14 protein-coding genes are annotated in these 17061 nt (G+C 37.7%); all 14 read right to left on the minus strand.

All coding sequences use genetic code 11. The features are described from left to right. Nucleotides 1-45: 45 nt before the first annotated feature. The gene (locus VK91_RS05450) at nt 46-975 is read right to left on the minus strand and encodes a RodZ family helix-turn-helix domain-containing protein (RefSeq protein WP_175400707.1); all 930 of its coding nucleotides are present in this window, start codon (nt 973-975) and stop codon (nt 46-48) included. Between the two features lie 16 nt (nt 976-991). Beyond that, on the minus strand, nt 992-1777 hold the full coding sequence (locus tag VK91_RS05455) for a DUF3388 domain-containing protein (RefSeq protein WP_026023397.1): 786 nt from the start codon (nt 1775-1777) through the stop codon (nt 992-994). Nucleotides 1778-1993: 216 nt separating this feature from the next. Further along, nucleotides 1994-2251, minus strand: coding sequence for a DUF3243 domain-containing protein (locus VK91_RS05460; RefSeq protein WP_004224939.1), 258 nt, complete (start codon nt 2249-2251; stop codon nt 1994-1996). A gap of 45 nt (nt 2252-2296) precedes the next feature. Continuing rightward, a complete protein-coding gene (gene ymfI / locus VK91_RS05465; protein ID WP_048391527.1) occupies nt 2297-3025 on the minus strand; it encodes an elongation factor P 5-aminopentanone reductase in 729 nt (242 codons plus the stop codon). Continuing rightward, complete coding sequence (yfmH, locus tag VK91_RS05470; RefSeq protein ID WP_048391529.1) at nt 3022-4323, minus strand: EF-P 5-aminopentanol modification-associated protein YfmH; 1302 nt, start codon at nt 4321-4323, stop codon at nt 3022-3024. The genes ymfI and yfmH overlap by 4 nt, the downstream gene beginning before the upstream one ends. Further along, complete coding sequence (gene yfmF / locus VK91_RS05475) at nt 4320-5591, minus strand: EF-P 5-aminopentanol modification-associated protein YfmF (protein ID WP_048391531.1); 1272 nt, start codon at nt 5589-5591, stop codon at nt 4320-4322. Before yfmF ends, yfmH begins: the two co-directional genes overlap by 4 nt. 169 nt (nt 5592-5760) lie before the next feature. Continuing rightward, nucleotides 5761-6720 (minus strand): ABC transporter permease, encoded by a 960-nt coding sequence (locus VK91_RS05480; protein ID WP_048391533.1) that lies wholly within the window; start codon nt 6718-6720, stop codon nt 5761-5763. Nucleotide 6721: 1 nt separating this feature from the next. Continuing rightward, nucleotides 6722-7768, minus strand: coding sequence for an ABC transporter permease (locus VK91_RS05485; protein WP_004224945.1), 1047 nt, complete (start codon nt 7766-7768; stop codon nt 6722-6724). After that, on the minus strand, nt 7768-9315 hold the full coding sequence (locus VK91_RS05490) for an ABC transporter ATP-binding protein (RefSeq protein WP_048391535.1): 1548 nt from the start codon (nt 9313-9315) through the stop codon (nt 7768-7770). The genes VK91_RS05485 and VK91_RS05490 overlap by 1 nt, the downstream gene beginning before the upstream one ends. 376 nt (nt 9316-9691) lie before the next feature. Further along, nucleotides 9692-10777, minus strand: coding sequence for a BMP family protein (locus VK91_RS05495; RefSeq protein WP_048391537.1), 1086 nt, complete (start codon nt 10775-10777; stop codon nt 9692-9694). Between the two features lie 53 nt (nt 10778-10830). Further along, the gene (locus tag VK91_RS05500; RefSeq protein WP_048391539.1) at nt 10831-11559 is read right to left on the minus strand and encodes a GntR family transcriptional regulator; all 729 of its coding nucleotides are present in this window, start codon (nt 11557-11559) and stop codon (nt 10831-10833) included. Nucleotides 11560-11758: 199 nt separating this feature from the next. Continuing rightward, on the minus strand, nt 11759-14050 hold the full coding sequence (locus VK91_RS05505; protein ID WP_048391541.1) for a DNA translocase FtsK: 2292 nt from the start codon (nt 14048-14050) through the stop codon (nt 11759-11761). 154 nt (nt 14051-14204) lie between these two features. Next, nucleotides 14205-15872, minus strand: a complete 1668-nt coding sequence (locus VK91_RS05510) for a ribonuclease J (RefSeq protein WP_048391543.1) — start codon at nt 15870-15872, stop codon at nt 14205-14207. A gap of 277 nt (nt 15873-16149) precedes the next feature. Then, nucleotides 16150-17049 carry a 4-hydroxy-tetrahydrodipicolinate synthase gene (gene dapA, locus VK91_RS05515; RefSeq protein WP_048391545.1) on the minus strand — a complete coding sequence of 300 codons (900 nt, stop codon included), beginning with the start codon at nt 17047-17049 and terminating at the stop codon, nt 16150-16152. Nucleotides 17050-17061 lie beyond the last annotated feature (12 nt).

Here is a 17061-nt window from a genome sequence, read left to right on the forward strand (position 1 = left end):
TTCTAACACCTTTCATGATGAAAGAAAGTAGTCATCATGTGATGACTACTGTTCTTTATTGAAATTGATGACGATATTTTGCGTTACAATTTGTTGTGCATACGTTAGAAGTTCGTCATTAATATAGATTTTAGCTTGCGTTGAATTACCGAGACGAATACGAACATAGTTTTGTGTTGAGGCGTCAAATTCAACTACTTCCCCGGCATTATAGACACGCGTATCTGTTAAGATTTCTTGTTGCTGTTGATTGCGAATACCAACAAATGTAGGGCCTGATATTTCAATTTTCAGTTTCATTGTATCTGTCCCTGTTAACGTATAAGAAGTTGTCGCTCCATCTGCTTCAACAGTACCCGCGGAAATTGTTTGCTTCATCTCTTCAGTTTGATCAGTGTCATCTTCATCAGTTGGTGTTTCTTCTGTAGCTTTTGTATCTTCTTTATCATTTTTCTGTGCATCTTTATTTTCTTGTTCTTTTTTATCCTTCTCACTATCAATTGGCTTGACATTTGTGTCATATTCAATTTCAGGAGTTGGATTTACTTCTTCGCTTGTCCCTGGACTGTTTTTTGATTGCCATAGCACCCATATAGCCACAATAATGACTACAATAAATAAAGCAACAATGATTTTTGGCATAGCCTCCATCATTTTATTCGAAGGGCCTTTCGTTACTTTTCTTCTGCTGGGGCTATTCGTCATCGATTGACTTACTTGATCGTTTGGAGTGCTCGGTAGTTCATTTTTATATGTCTCTAAGATTTCTTCCGCATCCAACCCAACAGCTTCTGCATATTGTTTGATAAAAGCTCGTACATAAAACGAACCAGGCATAATGGAATAATTGCCCTCTTCAATTCCTACTAAATAACGTTTTTGGATTTTCGTTATTTCTTGTAAATCGTCTAAGCTGTAGCCTTTAGACAGTCTCGCCTCTTTCAGTCGAGTCCCTAATTCTGCCACTAATAACACCTACTTTAACATCAAATTAAAAATTAAATCCTCCAAAAGAATCGGATTCGGACATATGATTTTTTTCCATTATTTCATAAGTAATTTCTTCATCAGTGTGATGACGTAGTTCAATAATATAATCAAAATCCTCTATTTTATATTCAGAATGCTGAACAAACATATCTGGATGCTCTACAACTTTGATACAAGGCATATTCATCATTTCACGCACTAATTGCAAATGTTTCTCATCAGATGAACGTCGAGTCACAATACCATCTAAAATAAAAATATTGTTACGACTAAATTCATCTCCCACAAGCTTATTACGAACTGTTTGCTTAATCATTGTAGATGATAAAAAGATCCATTTTTTATTGGCACAGACACTGGCGGCTACTATGGATTCAGTTTTTCCAACACGTGGCATGCCACGAATACCAATCAGCTTATGTCCCTCTTTTTTAAAGAGTTCTGCCATAAAGTCGACTAAAATACCTAATTCATCTCTTACGAAATGGAATGTGTTTTTTTCATCTGCATCTCGAGGAATATAACGACCATGCCTAATGGCTAAACGGTCACGAAGTTTTGGTTGTCGAAATTTGGTTACGTTAATATGTTCCATTGTCGAAACAATTGTACGAAAACGCTCAATTGCCTCATCATTGTCTGTATGCACTAACATACCACGTCGATCCTCATCTACACCATTTATTGATATAATATTGACACGAAGCATCCCTAAAAGTGAAGCAATATCTCCTAATAATCCAGGGCGATTCACCTGAATTTCATATTCAAAGTACCAATCGCTCAACACACTCGTTCCCTTCCTATTAGTTAACGTAAAAAATCCTTTATAAGTTCCATCATAGCTGATTTTTTATGTAATGGAAAGTTAGAATACATGGAATTACAGCGTTATTTACTAATTTTTTTTGAAGACTGTTAAATAGGCTTACATACGTTCCCGTTTTCACAGATAAAAAGTTTATTGTATAGCAAAAAGAGGAGATTGGCTCTCCTCTTTTATTTACTGCACATGCTTATTTTGTACAAGCTTAATGACACAATTCGCTAATGCATGTTTTTCATCTTCAGAGGCAACGCCCCATAAATCCGACAGCACTCGCTCTTGTTCGTTTTTAGGATCGACATTAGTCGCCAAATATTCCCCAATTTGGACAGCAGCCGTTTGAATCATTTTCTTCGGCATACCGCTTGATTCAGCTTGCATAACGTTTTGTCCTAAAAACGATGTCCATTTTTGCCAGTTTTCTAAAATGGTCATATTCTTCCTCCTCCTTTACACAAGTAGTATGTGCAAAAGAGATTATTATATGTACCAGCCTCCATTTAATCGTACGATTTGTCCTGTCACATAATTAGCTTTACCAGACAAATAAAAACGTACCATTTCAGCCACATCTTTTGTTTGTCCAATGGAGCCTAGTGGGATATCGTCCAAAATGTATTGAAGCTCTTCTTGATTTAGATGGCTGTTCATTGAGGTATTTATAAAACCAGGAGCAATAGCATTCACTCTAATCCGAGATAATGCCGCTTCTTTTGCATAGGATTTAACAAAAGCATGTTGCGCACCCTTAACAGTTGCATAAAGTGCCTCCCCCGCTGAGCCAGCTTCTCCCCAGATGGAACCTATAAATAGTACATAGCTCACTTCATGCTTGCGAAGTTTTCCAGAAAGTAAAGCTGTTAGTCTCATAGGATTTTGAACATGAACACGCCATAAAGCATCCATATCCTCAACTGTCGTATCTTCGAGCAATGAATAGTGGGCTTGTCCATTGGCAAAAACAATAGCCTGCACATTGAAAATTTGCGCGGCTACTAATTCTGCTCCATTAACAATTGAAAAATCCCCCTGTACAAGCATAAATTCTTGTGCAGGGAAATTTTCGGAAAGCATTTCACATAATCTCTGTGCCGCATTTTGATTGTTTGAATAATGTACATAGATAGACCAGCCGTCCTCAGCTAAGCTTTGACAAATGGCATGACCGATATCACCTGATGCACCTAAAACAAGGGCAAATTTTTTCACTGTGCATCCTGCTTACTTGGCAGAATTTTAAAGACCGTTTGCTGTGTTTCACCTTGGATAGAAGCAAATGCTTTTTGTAAATCATCCACAGTTAATGTCTCAAGTACTGGTACTACATCAAATAAATTCATGTCATTAAAGGAATATCGTGTGAATTGGTTTGCGATAAACTCGATCGAATTTAGTGCACGTAGGAAGAACCCAATTTTTTTGCGTTTTATACGATCCAAACCAGCACGATCAAACTGGCTATTTCCTTCATATTTTGCTAATTCGTCCATAATCGTTTTTGCCAATTTATCAGGCTCTGCTGAATCTGATCCGATCATGGCAAACCCAAAGCCATTTTCTAAGGTAAAATCAAAAGCATATGTCTCATCAATTAAACCTTCCTCGTAAACACGTTCATAAAAATCAGAGGTACGTCCAAAAATAAGTTCAAGTGCAATTTGAACCGACAACTCATGCTTTAACATGTCCTGACCTGATAAATTAGTGTCTTTCGCTTTTAAACCTACATAAATTTTTGGTTTTTGAACATCCATATTTAATGTACGTTCTTTAATAGCTACCTCTGATGGTTCTATATCAAAGAAGCGTTGAATAGGCGTTGGTTCTGGGAACTCTTTTTTACCTTGATTCTCACGAATAAACGTCATCATTTCTTCTGGTTCAACAGCACCAATCACAAATAACAACATATTCGAAGGATGATAAAACGTATTGTAGCACGTATATAAGTGCTCCGCTGTAATGCCATCAATCGATTCAATTGTACCAGCGATATCAATCTTTACAGGATGATGATGATACATATTTTCGATTGTGCCAAAGTATAGACGCCAGTCTGGTTGATCATCATACATTGTAATTTCTTGCCCGATAATTCCTTTTTCTTTATTGACAGTAGCTTCTGTAAAGTATGGTTCTTGGACAAAATTCAATAATGTTTCTGTACTTTTATAAATATTGTCAGTAGATGAAAATAAATAAGCTGTACGCGTAAACGATGTAAATGCATTCGCAGAAGCACCATATTCGCTAAATTTTTGGAAAACGTCTCCATCCTCTTTTTCGAACATTTTATGCTCTAAAAAGTGTGCAATACCATCTGGTACAGTAATACTTTCTGTTTCACCAATTGGCACGAACGTACGATCGACAGAGCCGTACTTTGTTGTAAATGTAACAAATGTTTTGGAAAAGCCTTTTTTCGGCAATATATAAACATCTAAGCCATTGTCTAGTTTTTCATAATAAAGTATTTCATCTAATTGTTTAAATTCTATTGTTTTCATTGTGCGGCTTGCTCCTTTCCACATAAGAAATAGACCGCTTCAAGCTGCACTTGCTTTGCCATTGCAACAACATCTTCTTTTGTCACAGCTTTCCACTTATTTGCCCAGGCTTGAACTGAGAATTCTTCAGGTAAATCCTTATATTGATCAAAAATTTCAATTTGACCTCGTGCCGAATCTAAGGATTCTTTTAGCTGATTCGTCAGCATAGCCTTTGTTTGCTCCAGCTCTAAATCTGTAATGTCCCCAGCCTGCATGACGGCAAGTTGTTCTTTAATTAAAGATAGCGCTTTTTCTTCATTTTTAGCTTCAATCCCAGATACAACAAATACAAGTCCATAATGCGAAGCATAGGAACTAGAAGCATAATAAGCAAGACTCTCTTTTTCACGAACATTCATAAACAACTTAGCATGTGGATATCCACCAAAAATCCCATTAAAAATTTGCATCTTAGAGAAATCTGCATCTCCAAATCTAACAGGTGTGCTAAAGCCAATATGAAGTTTACCTTGTTTCATTTCATGCTGTTCTCTTACATAATCATTGTTTGGATGTTGTTGAGGGAGTACTGTTGGAACTTCCTCAGGAGTACGATCCTTAAATGGTAGCGCTTTTTTTAATTTCGCAACAATTTCCTCTTCATTAATGTCTCCAGCTACATAAATATCGATTTTGTCGTTAGCTAGCATCGATTGATAAGCCTCAAATAATGAGGCAGGGGTAATCTTTTGAATTTCTTCGACACTACCATTCGCTGAAATTGATGCTGGCTCATTTGGTCTCAGGATTTGTTGTAGACGGAATTGAGCAAAGCGAGATTTATCGTCAAAAATAGATTCAATACGTTGAATAACTGTCTTTTTCTCACGCTCAACAACGGATTCCTTAAAGACACCATTTTCTAGATTAGGCTCAAAAATAGCTGTATGCAATAAACCAAGGACTTCGTTTAAGACACTTGTATTTGCTAGATAATGATCATTAACAGTCTCTACATTCATAAGAACCGTATGCTCATTTCCGCGCTTCGATGTATCAAAATACAAAACTGTACCATACAAGTCATCTAAAAAGCTTCGAAAAGCAGCAGTTGTCTTATATTTAGCATTACTGTGCTGCAGTACATTTGTTAATACTGTACGCTCTGATGCACTTTTAGCCGTTAATGCTCTTCTCCATTTAATTGAAAAATTTACGGTTTTAAATTGGGTCGTTTGTCGGATATGCAAATTGACACCTTTTGCAAAAGGTATTGTTTTAAACATATGAAACCCTCCTATCCTTCTTAATATAACGATGTACTACACATACTATACATGTCTATTGTCTATAATTGCAAAAGGAATCCAAAGTATGTATGGGAAAAATTAAAAATTACGCCAATTATAATAAAAAAAGGACCGAGCATAGTGCCCAGTCCTTAAAATGCTTTTCTTAGCGTTTACCTTTAATATAAGGTTGTCCACTCGCTTTTGGAGCGTTTGCTTTACCAATAAATCCTGCTAAAGCAAGAATTGTTAACACATACGGTAAAATTTGTAGATATACTGCTGGAACATTCTCGATTAGCGGAATTTGATTCCCTGCAATACTTAATGTTTGTGCTAAACCGAAGAATAAGGCTGCACCTAGTGCTCCAATTGGATGCCACTTCCCGAAAATCATTGCGGCAATAGCCATGAAACCTTGACCAGCAATTGTTGCATGTGAGAAGTCGTGTGTAATTGTTTGTGCATACACTGCACCACCAAGACCACCTAATGCCCCTGAAATCATCACGGCAATATAGCGCATTTTATTTACATTTATACCCATTGTATCTGCTGCCATTGGATGTTCACCCACGGCACGCAAACGCAAGCCGAATGGCGTTTTATAAATGATAAACCATGCCCCGAATGCTACAGCGAACGCTAAAATAGATGTGCTGTAAACATCATGGAACAGTAAACGACCGAAGAACGGAATATCCTCTAAGTAAGGGACACCGAAACGACGAATCGGTTGGTCAATCATATCTGTTTGACCTTTATCATAAATCATTTTTACTAAGAATACGGTTGCAGCTAAACCTAGTAAGTTAATAGCTACCCCTGATACCGTTTGATCGGCACGGAAAGAAATAGAAGCTACAGCATGGAAAAGCGAGAACACAGCACCAATCACAACAGCTGCTAGCATTGCTACCCAAACTGTTGCTGCCCCTAATGATGAAGCGAATTCTAAATTGACAAAAATACCAACAAACGCACCGACAATCATTAAGCCTTCTAGCCCGATGTTGACAACACCAGAGCGTTCAGAGAATACCCCACCGATGGCCGTAAAAATCAAAGGTGTTGCATAAAGAATCGCTGAAGGGATGATGAAATATAACATTTCTAAAAAGCTCATGTTATTGTCCCTCCTTTTTCTTGCTCAGCTTTTGTAAGCCTACTCGAATAATATAGCCTGATGCAACGAAGAAGATAATCAATGCAATAATAATGGATACGATTTCTTCTGGAATTCCCGCAGCATTTGGCATATTTAATGCACCATATTTTAAAGAACCAAAAAGGGATGCCCCAAACACTACTCCAAGTGGTGTATTGGCACCAAGTAGCGCAACGGCGATACCGTCAAACCCAATTCCCGTAAAGCCAGGTTTAATGGATGCGTTTTGGAATGTCCCTAAAGCTTCCATCGCACCACCCAGACCTGCAAACATACCAGAAATTGTCATAGCTAAAATAATATTTTTATTGACACTCATACCTGCATAATCAGCGGCATTTTTGTTAAAACCTACTGCTTTTAGCTCGTAGCCTCGTGTTGTTTTTTCTAAAATGAACCACATCACAACTACCATTAAAAGTGCAACAATGATCCCATAGTGAAGACTTGAGTTGTCTGTAAGCTCTCTTAAAAACGGAGAACGTAAAGAAGCTGACTCATGGATACGTTCTGTTTTAAAGCTGCCATCGGACAATTTTTTAATCACTGCATTTGCAATATAAAGTGCAGTGTAGTTCAGCATAATTGTCGCAATAACTTCGTGAACTTTAAATTTCGCTTTTAAGAAACCTGCAATAAAGGCCCAAAATGCACCTGCAGCAGCTGCTGCAAGCAATGCTAATGGTAAGTGAATGATTTTAGGAAGTTCAAACGCATAACCTACCCATGCAGCGGCTAACCAACCTAAAATTAGCTGACCTTCAACACCGATATTGAAGAGCCCTGTACGGAATGCAAATGCTACCGCAAGACCTGCTAAAATATATGGTGTAATTTGACGAATTGTGTTCCCGATTGAATATGAATCTCCAAAAATACCTGTCCAAAGAGCGATATAACCTTGCACTGGGTCATAGCCACTGACTACCATAACGATAGCCCCTACAATTAAACCGATAATGATAGAGATGATAGGAACGAGGATATTAATGACACGATTTGACATTAGTCGTTCCCCTCCTTCGCATCACGCTTTATATTTTTTTTACTTTGTCCTGCCATTAGTAAGCCTAGCTCTTGTTCAGTCGTTTCTTTCGGATTTAACTCATCAACAATTTGTCCATCATAGATAACAGCAATTCGATCCGAAACATTCATCACCTCATCTAATTCAAATGAGATTAACAAAACGGCTTTCCCTTTATCACGTTGCTCAATTAGACGAGAATGAATGAATTCAATAGCTCCTACGTCAAGTCCACGCGTTGGTAGAGCAGCAATTAGTAGATCAGGGTTACGGTCAATTTCACGACCAATAATTGCTTTTTGTTGGTTACCACCAGATAATGCACGAGCTGGTGTCATCTCTCCATTACCAGTACGCACATCATACTCTTTAATGATTTGGCGAGCTTTCTCTGACACCTTTTTATAGTCCATCACAAAGCCCTTCGCTATTGGAGATTGGTAATATGTTTGCAATGCAATATTATGACCAATTGGGAAATCTAAAACTAATCCATGCTTATGACGGTCTTGTGGAATATGTCCTACGCCTTCCTCTGTAATTTTACGAGGCTTCATGTTAGTAATATCTTTACCATTCAGCTTGACTTTACCACTTTTAATTTTGCGTAGACCTGTAATGGCTTCTATTAACTCGGATTGACCATTACCATCAATACCAGCAATACCTACGATTTCACCTTTACGAACATTTAAATTAAGACCTTTAACTTTATCAATATTTCGATAGTCTGTAACAACCAAGTTCTCAATCGCAAGCACTTCGTCAGTCGGGGTCGCATCCGTTTTTTCCGTTTTGAATTCAACCTGACGGCCAACCATCATTTCTGCAAGCTGATCAGGATTTGTGGCAGCGGTTACAACTGTGCCAATCCCTTCTCCCTTACGGATAATCGTCACACGGTCTGAAACTTCCATAATTTCTTTTAGCTTATGCGTAATTAAAATAATGGATTTACCCTCTGCGATAAGACGGCGCATTATTTGAATTAATTCGGTAATTTCTTGCGGTGTTAATGATGCAGTTGGTTCATCAAAAATTAAAATTTCGGCACCACGATACAATGTTTTTAATATTTCTACACGCTGTTGCATACCAACCGTGATATCCTCGATTTTGGCGTTCGGATCAACATCTAATCCATACTTTTCAGAAAGTGCTTGTACTTTCTTAGCCGCATCTTTTATATTCACAATTCCCATTTTAGTAGGCTCAGTGCCTAAAATGATATTTTCTGTTACCGTAAAGTTTTCTACCAACATAAAATGTTGATGCACCATGCCAATCCCTAAATCATTGGCAATATTCGGGTTTGTAATTTTTACAGCCTTCCCACGTACACGAATTTCGCCACCCTCTGGTTGATACAAACCAAAAAGGACGTTCATCAAAGTCGATTTACCTGCACCATTTTCACCTAGCAATGCATGAATCTCGCCTTGTTTCAGTTGGAGGGTGATATTATTATTCGCCACGAAATTACCGAATTCTTTACGGATTTCTAGCATTTCAATCACATAATCCAAATTTGTCACTCCCTTAATAGGCACTATTATTAAGTATTTTCATCTTAGCGTATAGTATCTGCTGCTACATGATGGATGGTACAGATAAGCCATACGTCCAGTAATAAATTTTCTACTAGAGGCTATATTTTATTACCGATTTAATATCCCACCTATAGAGGTAGATGTTTTGCTAAATTAATACAGGAAAGGTCATCGTTAGAAACCTTTCTTCTATTAACTTGTTACCATCATTATTCAAATCATAATTACTACCTCTATAAGGTTTCTATAAATCTAGTTAAATAGAGTATTGCGAATAATCTAAATATAACGATAGATTGAAAAATCATCATAAGGTCCTTCTAAGAGTCCCTTATGATGATCAAAAGATGAATTATTTTTCCACTTTTTCTGGAACTTTGATTTCACCCTTAGCAATTTTTTCTTTATATTCGTCGATTACTTTTTGTACATCTTCTGGAATCGCACCGCGAGAATCCGCAAGTTTAACGCCGTCTTCAGCTAAACCGTAAACAAGTGTTTCTCCACCTGGGAAATCACCATTTTTCGCTCTATTTGAAATATCTACTACTGCTGTATTAACACCTTTTAACATAGAAGTTAATGTAACGTTTGTTTTATCGTCTACTTTACCTTCTTCGTATTGGTCAGCATCTACACCGATAACCCATACATCAGCATTTGGATCTTTCGCTTTACGCTCTTTTGCTTCAGAGAATACACCGTTACCAGTTGCACCAGCAGCGTGGAAGATTACATCTACACCTGAAGAATACATGCTGTTCGCTGTAATTTTACCAAGATCTGCTTTATCAAAGGCACCAGTATATTTTACTTGAATATCGATATCTGGGTTTACTGCTTTAGCCCCTTCAACGAAACCAGCGTGGAAACGGTTAATAACTGGAATATCAACGCCGCCTACGAAGCCGATTTTACCTGTTTTAGATGTTTTCGCTGCAGCAACACCTGCTAAGAAAGCACCTTCTTGCTCTTTGAACAGTACGTTTACTACGTTGTCTGCTTCTACTTCAGCATCGATTAATGCAAAGTGGTTATCTGGATTTTCAGAAGCAACTGCATCAATTGCATCAGCCATCATGAATCCGATACCAAATACTAAGTTAAAGTCACGACGAACTAAGTTGTTTAAGTTTGTTTCATAGTCAGCATCTGAAGCTGATTGTAGGTAGTCAAAACCACCATCACCTTTTGATAAATCATGCTCTTTACCGTAAGCTTGTACACCTTCCCATGCAGATTGGTTGAATGATTTGTCATCAACGCCACCTACGTCAGTAACCATCGCTACTGAGAAAGCTTCTTCTGTGCTTTCGCCACCTGAAGCATTGTCATTTTCTTTCGCTGGCTTTTCGTCGTCTTTCGTACCACAAGCACCTAAAATAGCACTTGCCGCTAATACTGATGTTAATACTAAACCAAATTTACGTTTTTTCATTTAATTAACCCCCCAAAGGTATTGTAATTAGCAGGAAAAAATTTAGAAATGTTCTACACCCGTTTACGAACTACATGGAAGCTGAATTTATCAGCTCGGAAATAATTTTTTGAATAGAGCACTACTTGATCATGATCATCATAATGCAATTGCTTTAACACTAAAAGAGCTGTCTCACGTCCACAATTTAAAATCGGTGAGGCTTGTTCATGATACCCAACTGGATCAATATAGGTTACAGCATAAGCTACATGAATTTTGCCAGATTGCTCAAGTGCAGAGAACAGTGAAACTTCTTTTTTTTCGACAAAGTCAGTAGGCAGGAAGCTTGCAGGTAGCCTGTCTATGCAGTATACTACTGGCTCACCATCCGCTGTTCTGACACGTTCAATCGTGAGTATTTTATCGTCGCCATCACTTTGGAAGCGTTTTAAATCTTCCTCAGAAGGCACATGCTCAGTCGCTTTTAAAAATCGCGAACCTGGCTCCATACCTGCTGCCTCGATCATAGAAGAAATACTAGATAAATGCTCGATGCCTGATGTAAACAACGGCTTCGGGTTGACAAAAGTCCCAACCCCATGTCGGCGCACAATCACATTTTCCTCTTCCAACAGTCGAAGTGCTTCTCTAAGTGTTGCTCGACTGACTCCTAGTGATTTCGATAATTCAAATTCTGAAGGCAGCTTTTCATTTTCTTTAAAAACGCCAGCCTCGATGTCAGATTTTAAACGATCGATTACTTGAAGATAGAGATGACGATGATCTGCTTTAATAGTCACATATATCACCACCAAAATCAGAGATCAGACATCTGATGTACAACATTCCTACTAATCGTTCATAAATATAACATTTTTGCAGAATGAAATAAACAGTTTTGAGTAAAATCTGTTATAGAATTCATTCTTTCTTTATTTTATCTGCAAATTTTTGGACAAAAATACAAATGCTCTCGCCATTTTCGTCTTCATTTTTTGCTTAGTTATCGTATTGGTGAACAAGTACTTGACGAGGTTTACTACCCTCTGGAGGCCCAACAATACCGCGTTGCTCCATCTGATCAACAATACGTGCAGCTCTTGAATAACCAATACGGAAGCGACGTTGAAGCATAGAGACAGATGCTGTTTGCATATTGACAACTAATTGGACTGCTTCATCATACAAATCATCTGTTTCCTCTAAAATGGTCTCTTCTTCAGTAGGAATCATCTCCTCCTGATACTGAGCTTTTTGCTGTTCTATAACAAAATGAACGACTGCCTCCACTTCTTGATCTGATAAAAAGGCACCCTGCACCCTTTTTGGTTTAGAAGCTCCAGCAGGTAAAAATAACATATCGCCTCGTCCTAATAATCGTTCAGCTCCACCCATGTCTAAAATTGTTCTTGAGTCAATCGCGGAAGAAACTGCAAAAGCAATTCTGGATGGAATATTTGCTTTAATGACACCTGTTAAAACATCTACACTTGGTCGTTGTGTGGCAATAATCAAATGAATGCCAGCTGCCCTTGCCATTTGCGCTAAACGTGTAATCGAATCCTCTACATCACTTGATGCGACCATCATCAAATCCGCTAACTCATCTACAATAACCACAATATAAGGTAGCTTTGGATGCTTTTCCTCTGTTTGATCATTAACCTTTTGGACATGTGCATTATAGCCCTCAATATTTCTTGTACCTGTATGAGAAAACAAATCATAGCGGCGTTCCATTTCAGATACCACTTTTTTCAGTGCTTGCGAAGCTTTACGTGCATCCGTTACGACAGGCGCTAATAAATGTGGAATCCCATTATAAACGTTTAATTCAACCATTTTTGGGTCTATCATCATGAGCTTCACTTCATGCGGTTTTGTACGCATTAGTATGGATACAACAATGCCATTTATGCAAACACTTTTCCCACTACCTGTAGAACCAGCTACAAGTAAATGTGGCATTTTATTGAGCTCTGCTAATACAGCTTGTCCTGTAATATCTCGACCAAATGCTACTTGTAATAATGCTTCAGGCTTAGCACCATCTTTCGATTCTAATACCTCACGAAGTGTTACAATGGCTACCTCACTATTAGGTACTTCTATACCAATCGCAGATTTCCCAGGAATTGGCGCTTCCATACGAATATCTTTAGCTGCCAATGCTAATGCAAGATCATCTTGCAAATTGACAATTTTGCTTACTTTCACACCGATATCTGGTAAAATCTCGTACTTCGTAACAGCAGGACCTAAATGCACCTGTGTCACCTTTGCCTTTACGCCAAAACTTTGTAATGTCTGCTCAAGCTTTTTGGCATTTGCCTGAATCACTGAATATTCACCACTTTGATCATGTTGTGGAGGTAATTGTAATAAATTATATGATGGGAGCTGATAATCTGCATTTTCTACTGCATCTGTGCCCTGAATCTGGACATCATCCGATGCTTCTTCAAGTTCATTTTCCACCATGTGAGTTGTATCAATCACTTCTCTTTCCTGTGAAACATTCTGTGTAAAAGCAGAAATAATTGGTTCATGTGGTATTTCTTCTTCTTGTTCAGGCATATCTATAGATTGATTAACAGCTGCTACTTCATCCCCACTCTCTACTCTTGAACGACGATTATTTGGTTTTTTCGGTGTATTTTTTTTCTTATCATGATGCTTTTTTTTCCATTTACCAAATATATCTGGCGTTTTTTCTGCTAGATAAGGCACTAATGCTTTACCAGTGACAAGAATTAAACCAATAAAGAAAATAACCCAAGCAACAACTTTTGCCCCCGAGGCTTCAAACAGCACATGAAGCCCACTAAATAGTAGGGCACCAATCATGCCACCCCCTAAAGCATTACTACGATGAATGATACCATCTGTATTAATCAAAATTCGCCATGATTCACGTAGCACAGAATCAGATAGTAGACCACCTGATTTGGATAGTTGTTCAAATAATATGCCATGACTAAAAATCGTTAAGCTCATAACAATGAGGAACATGCCAAGTATTAATCGATCCTTTATCCCAACTTTTTTACGACCAATCATCATTAACAATGCAACAAATATAAGCATAAATGGAACAGCAAAATGTAAATTACCAAAAAGGAACATGGCGATTGTTTGTAGAATCCGCCCGATCATGCCGTATTCAAAAATCATAATGACTGCTAATGCAATTAAGAGCAACCCTAATATTTCGTACATAAGCGGATGCATTTCTTTTTTTTCTGTTGTCGCTTTACTTTTAGTAACTTTTTTTCTCTTACTAACTGCCATCAAATTCACCTTCTTCTGCAATCCATTCTATATATGTAGCGAATCATCACATGTAGAACTTGAATATTTCAAAAAAAGGATTTTCCACCGCAATTGGGAGAAAATCCTTTATCATTTATTTTTTCCTCAAAGCATATACGATGAGCTTGTTCAATTAATATTCCATAATAATAGGAATAATCATTGGGCGACGTTTTGTTTTTTGGAATAAATACGTATTTAGCGTATCTCTAATTTCTTGTTTTATGTTCGTCCATTCAAAGGTTTCTTTCCCAACGTACTTTTCTATCACATTCCTCGCAATGTCAGAAGCCTCAATCATTAATTCCTCTGATTCTCGTACATAGACAAAGCCTCGTGATAAAATTTCTGGCCCAGAGGCAATTTTCTTTTGTGCTCGATTTAATGTTACCACCACAATGAAAATACCATCCTGCGATAATAATTTACGGTCACGAAGGACAATATTACCTACATCGCCTACACCAATACCGTCAATTAAGACATTACCAGCTTGTACACGACCACTCATGCGCATTTTATTATTTTTATATTCTACGATATCCCCTTTATCAGCGATAAAAATTTGGGATTTTTGCATACCTAGCTGTTGTGCTAATTTAGAATGCGCAATTAGCATACGGTATTCTCCTTGTACGGGAATAAAGTACTTTGGTTGCATCAAGTTTAGCATCAGCTTTAAATCTTCTTGGCTACCATGTCCTGAAACATGGACATTTTTGCTAGAAGTCAAAATTTCAGCGCCTGCTTTTGACATAGAGTTCATTGTATTCGCCATTTGAACTTCCATGCCAGGAGAAGGTGTAAAGGTAATTAGTACCGTGTCACCTTGTTTAATTTTAATGTCACGATGGTGCTTACGGACAATTTTTTCTAAAGCATCGAGAGGTTCTCCTCTGTTGCCTGTTGCAATAATGATAATTTCATCATCTTGATATTTTTGCATTTCCGAGATCGGAATAATTGTATCTTCTTCGACTGTTAAATAACCAAGCTGTACGCCTAAATCAACTGCCTTTTCCAATGGTTTGCCCACAATTACAACCTTACGGAATGATTTCTGTGCTTGAGCAAATACTTGTTGAATTCGAATAAAATTCGATGCGTAAACAGCTACTAAAATACGACCTGGTGCTGAGTGGAATGTTTTTGATAATTGTTCTTCAATGACAATCTCTGATGTCGTATATCCTGGTCGCTCAGCTTCGCAAGACTCAGATAGTAAAATGAAAACGCCGTCTTCTCCTAGCTGTGCCATTTTTGCTAAATCAGGTTTAAATTTACCTGTCGCTGACTGATCGAATTTAAACTCTCCTGTATGAACAATCGCGCCTTCAGATGTATGGAACACTACCCCTAACGAATCGGGAATACTATGTGTTGTGTGGAAGAATGTTACATACGTTGAGTTAAAATTCATACGACTACGGTTTGTTACTTCAAAAAACTTCACTTGATGTGGTGCAGGTAATTCTTTTAAATGTTCCTTTGCTAATGCAATAGTTAATTTCGATCCGTACACAGGTGCCTTTATTTTTTGTAATACATAGGCAATTGAGCCAATTGCATCTTCATGACCATGTGTTAAGAAAATACCTTTCACACGTTCTTTATTTTCTTCTAAGTAAGTAATGTCAGGAATCACGATATCTATACCTAGCATTTCATCTTCTGGGAACATTAAGCCGCTATCCACCACAAATAGCTCTTCATCAATTTCTACTACGTACATGGCTTTCCCAATTTCGCCTACACCACCAAGAGGGATGATGCGGATTAATTCATTTTTCTTTTTTGTCAATTTATTTCCTCCTAAAAAATATCCCGAACAGCAACCACTTAACATTTATTATACGGTTTGCAAAGCTTTTGCACAAATTAAAAATACATGTTTCACGTAGGAAATAGATTTTCCTGCTATTTGCTTATTACTAGCAGATGGAAAACAAATATTGGCTATCCTGTATAAATAGAGCTAAATAAGTATTTGTAAGGACGAGGAGTTACAAATTTTGTACATACTTTTTATTTATAAAATATAAAAAACGAGGCTGAAATGCTATCAGCCTCGCTCCTATTTATCTAAAACTTTTCGCTTTTTCTTGATACGTATCCCAAATTCGGTCAAAATTAGCTTTCTCTTCATCTGTCATTTCCATCATCGGCAAACGAACATTGAGTGTATCAAATCCTAATTTTGTCATCGCATATTTAATCGGTGAAGGGTTGGGCTGAGCGAACAGCGCACGTACTAAAGGTAATAAGGCTCGGTGAATTTGGGCTGCTAGCTTATGATTTCCTTCTTCAAACGCTTTAATCATTAATTGCATATCATTGCCTACCACATGGGCAGCTACAGAAATAACACCTGCTCCACCAATGGCCATTAGTGGGAGTGTTAAACCATCGTCCCCACTATACACTAAGAAATCATCAGCTGGATCAACATTCTCAATAACATCACCCATCTGATCTAAGTTACCGCTCGCTTCCTTAATCCAAGCAATATTAGGAATCTTGCTTAATGCAACAGAAGTTTCATAGGCAACATTGACCCCAGTACGCCCTGGAACATTATAAAGCATAACAGGGAGACTAGTTTGTTTAGCAATGGTTTCAAAGTGAGCATAAATCCCACGTTGATTTGGCTTATTATAGTAAGGAGCTACAAGCATAATGCCGTCTGCTCCATTTTCTTCTGCCTTATGTGTCATCGCGATAGAGTAAGCTGTTTCATTATCCCCAGTACCTGCAATAACTGGTACGCGACCTGCTACTTTCTCTACGGTAAAGCGTACAACTTCAATTTTCTCTTCTGTAGACATAGTTGGGTTTTCAGAAGTCGTACCACAAGCAACAATACAATCAGTACCATTGTCTATTAAATGATTAATAATACGTTCTAGTTCTGGATAATTAATCGTGCCATCATTTTTGAACGGCGTAATCATTGCCGTTCCAATTCGACCTAAATTCATCCTTACACCCCT

The organism is Lysinibacillus sp. LK3, from assembly GCF_001043675.1.
Lineage (GTDB): Bacteria > Bacillota > Bacilli > Bacillales_A > Planococcaceae > Lysinibacillus > Lysinibacillus capsici.

Bases quoted from the DNA above. Each gene is read 5' to 3' on its own strand.
- VK91_RS05460 (WP_004224939.1), bottom strand. From the start codon at position 2,251: ATGACCATTTTAGAAAACTGGCAAAAATGGACATCGTTTTTAGGACAA.
- yfmH (WP_048391529.1), bottom strand. From the start codon at position 4,323: ATGAAAACAATAGAATTTAAACAATTAGATGAAATACTTTATTATGAA.
- yfmF (WP_048391531.1), bottom strand. From the start codon at position 5,591: ATGTTTAAAACAATACCTTTTGCAAAAGGTGTCAATTTGCATATCCGA.
- VK91_RS05480 (WP_048391533.1), bottom strand. From the start codon at position 6,720: ATGAGCTTTTTAGAAATGTTATATTTCATCATCCCTTCAGCGATTCTT.
- VK91_RS05485 (WP_004224945.1), bottom strand. From the start codon at position 7,768: ATGTCAAATCGTGTCATTAATATCCTCGTTCCTATCATCTCTATCATT.
- VK91_RS05495 (WP_048391537.1), bottom strand. From the start codon at position 10,777: ATGAAAAAACGTAAATTTGGTTTAGTATTAACATCAGTATTAGCGGCA.
- VK91_RS05505 (WP_048391541.1), bottom strand. From the start codon at position 14,050: ATGGCAGTTAGTAAGAGAAAAAAAGTTACTAAAAGTAAAGCGACAACA.
- dapA (WP_048391545.1), bottom strand. From the start codon at position 17,049: ATGAATTTAGGTCGAATTGGAACGGCAATGATTACGCCGTTCAAAAAT.